Below are 7111 nucleotides of genomic sequence, written 5' to 3'. Positions count from 1 at the left end.
GACCGCATCGCAGACCGCCGGTCCCTACGTCCACATCGGCCTGGCGCCGCAGGCCGCCGGCTTCGACATCTTCGAGAACAACTTCGGCAGCGTCCTCGTCGCGGACGGCACGAAGGGCGAGCGCATCCGCATCGAGGGCCGTGTCCTCGACGGCATCGGCACGGTGCTGGAGGACGTGCTGATCGAGATCTGGCAGGCCAACGCCGAGGGTCGGTACGCGCACCCGGCCGATCGGCAGGGGGGCAAGTCGCTCGACGCGAGCTTTCGTGGCTGGGGCCGCAGCTGCACCGACTTCGAGACGGGCGTCTACACCTTCGACACGATCAAGCCGGGCAGCGTCATGGGCCGCGACAACCGGCCGATGGCGCCGCACATCAGCGCCTGGATCGTCGCCCGCGGCATCAACCTCGGCCTGCACACGCGCATCTACTTCGCCGACGAGGCCGAAGCCAACGCGAACGACCCGGTGCTGAACGTCATCGAGTGGGAAGACCGGCGCAAGACGCTGATCGCCGAGCGGCTCGACCGCAAGGCCGACGGCGGAGCGGCGGTCTACCGCTTCGACATCCGCCTGCAGGGCGACGGCGAGACGGTGTTCTTCGACCTCTGAGGCTCACGGCGCGAGGCCGAGCGCGACCAGCAGGAAGACGCTGTCCTCGGCGACCTCGCGCAGCGAATCGAAGCGGCCCGAGGCGCCGCCGTGGCCGACCTCGAGGTTGATGCGCAGGAGCAGCGGGTTGGCGTCGGTCTTCAGCGTGCGCAGGCGGGCGACGTATTTCGCCGGCTCCCAGTAGGCGACCTGGCTGTCGTTGAGGCCGGTCCGGACCAGCATCGCCGGGTAGGCGCCGGGCTTCAGGTTGTCGTAGGGGCTGTAGGCGCGCAGCCACGCGTACTGCCCCGGAAGCTTCGGGTTGCCCCACTCGATGAACTCGCCGACGGTGAGCGGCAGGGTCTCGTCGAGCATGGTGTTGACGACGTCGACGAAGGGCACCTCGGCGAGCACGGCCCTGAACAGCTCGGGGCGGGCGTTGACGACCGCCCCCATGAGCAGGCCGCCGGCGCTGCCGCCTTCGATGGCGAGCTGCGCCGGCGTCGTCAGGCCGAGCTCGACGAGCGCCTCGGCGCAGGCGATGAAGTCGCTGAAGGTGACCGCCTTGGTCGCCATCTTGGCCGCCTCGTACCAGGTACGGCCGAGGTCGCCGCCGCCGCGGACGTGGGCGATCGCGAAGACGACGCCGCGGTCGAGCAGCGACACCCGCGTCTGCGCGAACGTCGGGTCGAGCGGGATGCCGTAGCTGCCGTAGCCGTAGAGCAGGAGCGGCTGCGGCCCGGGCTGTCTGCGGTCGCGGCGCCAGACCAGCGAGATCGGCACCTCGGTGCCGTCGCCGGCGCGGGCGGTGAGGCGCTGGCTGGCGTAGAGCGTCGGGTCGTAGCCGGGCACCGGCTGGCGCTTCCTGAGCACCCGCTCGCGCGTCAGCAGGTCGTAGTCCCAGGTCGACGCCGGCATCGTCAGCGAGGTGTAGACGAAGCGCAGGGTCGTCGTCTCGAACTCGGCGTTGCCGCTGGCGTGGACGCTGTACGCCGGCTCGTCGAAGGCGACGGCGTGCTCGCCGCCCGCGGCCAGGTCGACGACGCGCAGCTGCAGCAGGCCCTCGACCCGCTCGGTCACGACGAGGTGGCGTGCGAAGACGTCGATGTCGTCGAGCATCACCCGCTCGCGTGCCGCGATCAGCTCCTCGGCGGCGGCCAGGTCCGGCGCGGCGGCGTCGACGCGCACCAGCCGGTAGTTGCGGCCGGTGTCGTTGATGCGGACGTAGAAGCTCCCGTCGCGGTGGTCGAGGTCGTAGTCGATGCCGTCGCGGCGCGGGAACACGAGGCGCAGCGCGAAGGCCTCGGGCGACGCCGCGGCGTCGGCGACGCGGACCTCGGCCCTGTCCATGCTGCTCGAGGCAACGAGCAGCCACCGGTCGTCGCGGGTGCGCGAGACGCCCAGGTCGAACAGCTCGTCGGCCTCCTCCAGGAGCAGCGTGTCGGCGGCGGTGCTGCCGACCACGTGCCGCCAGAGCCGGTGCGCCCGCTTGGCCTCGTCCATCGTGACGTAGTAGAGGCTGCGGCTGTCCGCGCCCCAGGTCGCCGACGCCACCGCGGACATCGACCAGGGATCCACCTGGCCCGTCGCCAGGTCCTTCACGTGCAGCGTGTAGTCGCGGCCCCCGGTCAGGTCGGTGCTGTAGGCCAGCCGCGCCGCGTCCGGGCTCACGGCGGCGACGCCGAGGCGCAGGAAGGCCTGGCCGCGGGCGAGCTCGTTGAGGTCGAGCAGGGTCTCCTCGGCGCCCGCCGGGTCGTCGCGGCGCTCGGCGCCGACGGCGCGCCGGCGCACGTGGCGCGGGTACTGCTCGCCCGTCGCGGTGCGCGACTGGTACCACCAGGCGCCCTTGCGGTAGGGCACGGAGTCGTCGTCCTGCTGGATGCGCGAGAACATCTCGCCGTAGAGCGCCTCCTTCAGGGCCGCATGCGGCGCGAACCAGGCCTCGGCGTAGGCGTTCTCGGCGCGCAGGTAGGGCAGCGTGCGCGGGTCGTCGCGCTCGCGCAGCCAGAACCAGTCGTCGATCCGGGTCTCGCCGTGGAGGCTCACGTCCTTCGGCTCGCGCGGTGCCTGCGGAGGCTCGGGCAAGGGCAGCAGGGCCGGGGCAGGGCCGGGCGGGATGGCAGAGGTCATGGCGGATGGCGGCGTAGGCAAAGGCCGGCATTCTCGTCGCACCCGGGCGGCGTCCTCCTGGTCACCGTCCCGGGGATCGGCTTGCGCGATATCCTGCCTGCATGGACACGCGCAGGCTCGACACCTTGTTTCCGACGGCGCCGGGTTGGGAAAGCGACGGCACGAGCCGGATCCCGTTCGCTGCCTACACCGACGCCGACCTGCACAAACGCGAGCTGGAGCGCTTCTTCTACCGCGGCCACTGGTGCTACGTCGGCCTCGAGGCCGAGATCCCGAACCCGGGCGACTTCAAGCGCACCGCCGTCGGCGAGCGCTCGGTGATCCTGGTCCGCGCCGAGGACGGCGCCATCCACGTCGTCGAGAACATCTGCGCGCATCGCGGCATGGCCTTCTGCCGGGCCCGGCACGGCACGGTCAAGGAGTTTGTCTGCCCGTACCACCAGTGGAACTACGCCCTGAACGGCGACCTGCAGGGGGTGCCGTTCCGGCGCGGCGTCCGGCAGGACGGCAAGGTCCAGGGCGGGATGCCGGCCGACTTCCGGACCGAGGACAACGGCCTCAACAAGCTGAAGGTCGCGCTGCGCGGCGGCGTCGTCTTCGCCTCCTTCGACGCCGACGTCGAGCCGCTCGAGGACTTCCTCGGCCCGGCCATCGTGCCCTGGTTCGACCGCCTCTTCGACGGCCGGTCCGTGCGCATCCTCGGCTACAACCGGCAGCGCATCCCGGGCAACTGGAAGCTGATGCAGGAAAACATCAAGGACCCGTACCACCCGGGCCTTCTGCACACCTGGTTCGTGACCTTCGGCCTCTGGCGCGCCGACAACCGCTCGCAGCTGGTGATGGACGCGCACCATCGGCACGCGGCGATGATCTCGACGCGCGGCGAGGGTGGCAAGGGCAGCGGCAAATCGGCGCAGGTGACCCAGGTCTCCAGCTTCAAGGAGAACATGCAGCTCGAGGACCCGCGCTTCCTCGACATCGTCGCCGAGCCCTGGTGGAACGGGCCCACGGCGGTGATGACGACGATCTTCCCGAGCGTGATCCTGCAGCAGCAGGTCAACAGCGTCTCGACGCGGCACATCCAGCCCGACGGCCACGGAGCCTTCGACTTCGTGTGGACGCACTTCGGCTTCGCCGACGACAGCGAGGAGATGACGCAGCGCCGCCTGCGCCAGGCCAACCTGTTCGGGCCGGCCGGCTTCGTGTCGGCCGACGACGGCGAGGTGATCGAGCTGTCGCAGCAGGCGTTCGAGAGCCGGCCGTCGCACCGCACGCTCGCCGAGCTCGGCGGCCGCGACGTCGCGGATGCGGACCACATGGTCACCGAGACCCACATCCGCGGCATGTACCGCTACTGGCGCGAGGTAATTGAGCGCTGAGCGCATCCGCACCCGGATCCCGCCATGGACTTCGCCGAGTACCACGACCTCGTCCAGCTCTACGCCGACTACGCCAGCGCCGTCGACTCGGGCGACTGGGACCTTTGGCCGGAGTTCTTCGTCGACGTCTGCAGCTACCGGCTGGTCCCGCGCGAGAACCACGAGCGCGGCTTTCCGCTGGCGACCCTGTCGTTCGAGAGCAAGGGCATGCTGAAGGACCGCGTCTACGGCATCCGCGAGACGCTGTTCCACGACCCGTACTACCAGCGCCACGTCGTCGGCGCGCCGCTGGTCCGGGCGAGCGAGCCGGGGCGCATCCGCAGCGAGGCCAACTACGCGGTCTTCCGCACCAAGCTCAGCGAGCTGAGCACCGTCTTCAACGTCGGCCGCTACCTCGACGTCGTCGTGCGCACGCCGGCCGGGCTGAAGTTCGAGTCGCGCCTTGTCGTCTACGACAGCGAGATGATCCCGAATTCCATCATCTACCCCCTGTGAGCGCAGCCCCCGCATGAGCACCTGGACCGAGGTCGGCAGCCTCGACGACTTCGCCGCCAGCGACGTCATCGAGGTCGTCGTCGCCGGCCGCCAGGTCGCGATCTATCTCGTCGGCGCCGAGGTCTTCGCCACCGACAACATCTGCACGCACGGCATGGCGCGCCTGTGCGACGGCTTCCTCGAAGGCCACGAGATCGAGTGCCCGCACCACCAGGGCCGCTTCGACGTGCGCACCGGCGCGGCCACCGGCGCCCCGGCCAAGGTCGCGCTGGCCACCTACCCGGTGCGGCTGGAGGGCGATCGCATCCAGCTCCGGGTCGGAGATAACTAAGGCGCACGCGTCCGGTTCTTGCTAGCGGTGCCGTACTGGGGGACATGCACTCCCGCCTGCCTCGACGGACGCCGCCATGACCGCTCCCGCCTTCCCGGCCTTTCGTTTCCTCGCCCGCCTCGCCCTGGCCGCCGCCCTGGCGCCGTCGCTGCAGGCGGCTCCTCCGGCGGCGGCAACGGGATTAATCGCCGGCCCGGTGGTGGCGCGCGGGTCGATGCCGCAGGCCGTCGCGGCGCCGACCTTCGCCGAAGCGAGCCGGCTCTTTCGGAGCGGCCGCCACGCTGCCGCCTACGGTCGCTTCGTGACGCTCGCCAACGAAGGCGACATGCACGCGGCGCGGGTCGCCCTCGTCATGCACCGCTTCGGCCCGACGCTCTTCGGCAGCGACTGGGACGCGACCACCGAGGAGCTCGCCGAGTGGTCGCGTCTGGCGCGCGCGGCCGAGCAGGCCGACCTCGAGGCGCGGCTGCGCATCGGCAAGTCGAAGTAGGCGTCCGGCGCCGCCGTCCAGGACCCGTGCGGGCCCGGGAGCGGCTTGCTATCGTCGGGCGCTGCGCTGCGAAAGCCCCGATGCAACCCGTCATCACGAGCCTGCTCGACACCGACCTCTACAAGTTCACGATGTGGCAGGCGATGCTGCATCGCCACCCCGAGACCGAGGCCGAGTACACCTTCCTCTGCCGCAACGAGCCGGCCTACCCGCTCGCCGAGCTGGTGCCCGACCTCAACCGCGAGCTCGACGCGCTCTGCACGCTCAACTTCCGGCCCGACGAGCTCAGGTACCTCGCATCGCTGCGCTTCATCCGCTCCGACTTCGTCCACTTCCTGCGCATCTTCCACTTCCAGCGCGACTTCATCGTCGCCCGGGCCGCCGCCGACGGCCGCGGCCTGGAGATCGTCGCGAGCGGGCCGCAGGTCCACGTCATGGCCTTCGAGATCTTCGTGCTGGCCATCGTCAACGAGCTCTACTTCAGGCGCTTCGACGCGGATGCGGCCTGGCGCGAAGGGCGCTCGCGGCTGGCCGCCAAGATCGAGCGACTGCGCGAGTTCGCCCGGGAGCCGAAGCGGGCGACCCCGTTCGAGTTCTTCGATTTCGGCGTGCGCCGGCGTTTCTCCGGCCAGTGGCACCGCGAGGTGCTGACCACGCTCAAGCGCGAGGTGCCGCAGTTCTTCAAGGGCGCCTCCGACGTGCTGTTCGCGCGCGACCTCGGCCTGGTGCCGATCGGGACCATGGCGCACGAATACCTGCAGACCTTCCAGACCCTCGGCGTGCGCCTGCGCGACTTCCAGCGCTCGGCCCTCGAGGCCTGGGTCCAGGAGTACCGCGGCGACCTGGGCACGGCGCTCACCGACGTCGTCGGTATGGACGCCTTCCTCGCCGACTTCGACCTCTACTTCGCCAAGCTGTTCGACGGCCTGCGCCACGACTCGGGCGATCCCTTCGTGTGGGGGGAGAAGGCGCTGGCCCACTACGAGAAGCTGCGCGTCGACGCGCGCACCAAGCGGCTGGTGTTCTCCGACGGCCTCGACTTCGAGAAGTCGTTCGCCCTCTACCGCCATTTCGCCGATCGGGCGCCGTGCGGCTTCGGCATCGGCACCAACCTCACCAACGACATGGGCCTGCGCACGCTGCACATCGTCATGAAGCTGACCCGGGCCAACGGCCAGCCGGTGGCCAAGCTCTCCGACAGCCCGGGCAAGCTGCTCTGCGACGACGAGACCTTCCTCGCCTACCTGCGCCAGGTCTTCGACGTCCCGGCGTAGGGCGCGGCGCGCGCAGGGGCGCGCCTGTTTGCGACGACGCGCCGACGCGTGGGCCCAGGCAGCGGAACGCAAGGAGATTGGTAGGGCTGTACATTCATACAGTTCGCTGCGGGCCGTCCGCTGCAACTGCCCATGGAACTGACCCGAAAGCTCGCCCTCCTCGCCGACGCTGCCAAGTACGACGCCTCCTGCGCGTCGAGCGGGACCTCGAAGCGCGATTCAACGGGCGGGCGAGGCATCGGCTCGACCGAGGGCTCCGGCATCTGCCACAGCTACGCGCCCGACGGACGCTGCATCTCGCTGCTGAAGATCCTGTTCACGAATTTCTGCCAGTACGACTGCCTCTACTGCGTCAATCGCATGTCCAGCAACGTGCCGCGGGCGCGATTCACGGTGGCAGAGGTGGTCCATCTGACCCTCGAC

7 protein-coding genes and 1 pseudogene are annotated in these 7111 nt (G+C 70.2%); 7 read left to right on the top strand and 1 reads right to left on the bottom strand.

Annotation, left to right across the window (positions count from 1 at the left end; genetic code table 11):
* Positions 1–610 (top strand): protocatechuate 3,4-dioxygenase subunit alpha (pcaG, locus tag AC30N0_RS02055; protein WP_489516276.1); only part of this gene is annotated, 610 nt, incomplete at its 5' end.
* 3 nt (positions 611–613) lie between these two features.
* On the opposite strand, the gene AC30N0_RS02050 is transcribed toward pcaG, so the two are convergent.
* Positions 614–2719, bottom strand: a complete 2106-nt coding sequence (locus AC30N0_RS02050; RefSeq protein ID WP_489516275.1) for a S9 family peptidase — start codon at positions 2717–2719, stop codon at positions 614–616.
* Positions 2720–2820: 101 nt separating this feature from the next.
* On the opposite strand from AC30N0_RS02050, the gene AC30N0_RS02045 reads away from it, so the two are divergent.
* The 6 genes and pseudogenes from AC30N0_RS02045 to AC30N0_RS02020 form a co-directional block, all read left to right on the top strand.
* Positions 2821–4098: an aromatic ring-hydroxylating dioxygenase subunit alpha gene (locus AC30N0_RS02045; protein ID WP_489516274.1), complete on the top strand. Its 1278-nt coding sequence runs from the start codon at positions 2821–2823 to the stop codon at positions 4096–4098.
* Positions 4099–4122: 24 nt separating this feature from the next.
* The gene (locus AC30N0_RS02040) at positions 4123–4593 is read left to right on the top strand and encodes an aromatic-ring-hydroxylating dioxygenase subunit beta (protein ID WP_489516273.1); all 471 of its coding nucleotides are present in this window, start codon (positions 4123–4125) and stop codon (positions 4591–4593) included.
* Positions 4594–4606: 13 nt separating this feature from the next.
* Positions 4607–4924 carry a non-heme iron oxygenase ferredoxin subunit gene (locus AC30N0_RS02035; protein ID WP_489516272.1) on the top strand — a complete coding sequence of 106 codons (318 nt, stop codon included), beginning with the start codon at positions 4607–4609 and terminating at the stop codon, positions 4922–4924.
* Positions 4925–5000: 76 nt separating this feature from the next.
* A complete protein-coding gene (locus AC30N0_RS02030) occupies positions 5001–5414 on the top strand; it encodes a hypothetical protein (RefSeq protein ID WP_489516271.1) in 414 nt (137 codons plus the stop codon).
* A gap of 80 nt (positions 5415–5494) precedes the next feature.
* Positions 5495–6688 carry a nicotinate phosphoribosyltransferase gene (gene pncB, locus AC30N0_RS02025; protein WP_489516270.1) on the top strand — a complete coding sequence of 398 codons (1194 nt, stop codon included), beginning with the start codon at positions 5495–5497 and terminating at the stop codon, positions 6686–6688.
* A 132-nt stretch (positions 6689–6820) separates the two neighbouring features.
* Positions 6821–7111 (top strand): annotated as a pseudogene (locus AC30N0_RS02020) (putative DNA modification/repair radical SAM protein); the annotation flags it as partial.

This window comes from Rhizobacter sp. (assembly GCF_031412495.1).
Classification (GTDB): domain Bacteria; phylum Pseudomonadota; class Gammaproteobacteria; order Burkholderiales; family Burkholderiaceae_C; genus Schlegelella_A.
The sequence above is the reverse complement of the archived record's forward strand: the minus strand, read 5'-3'. Positions and strand labels throughout refer to the sequence as shown.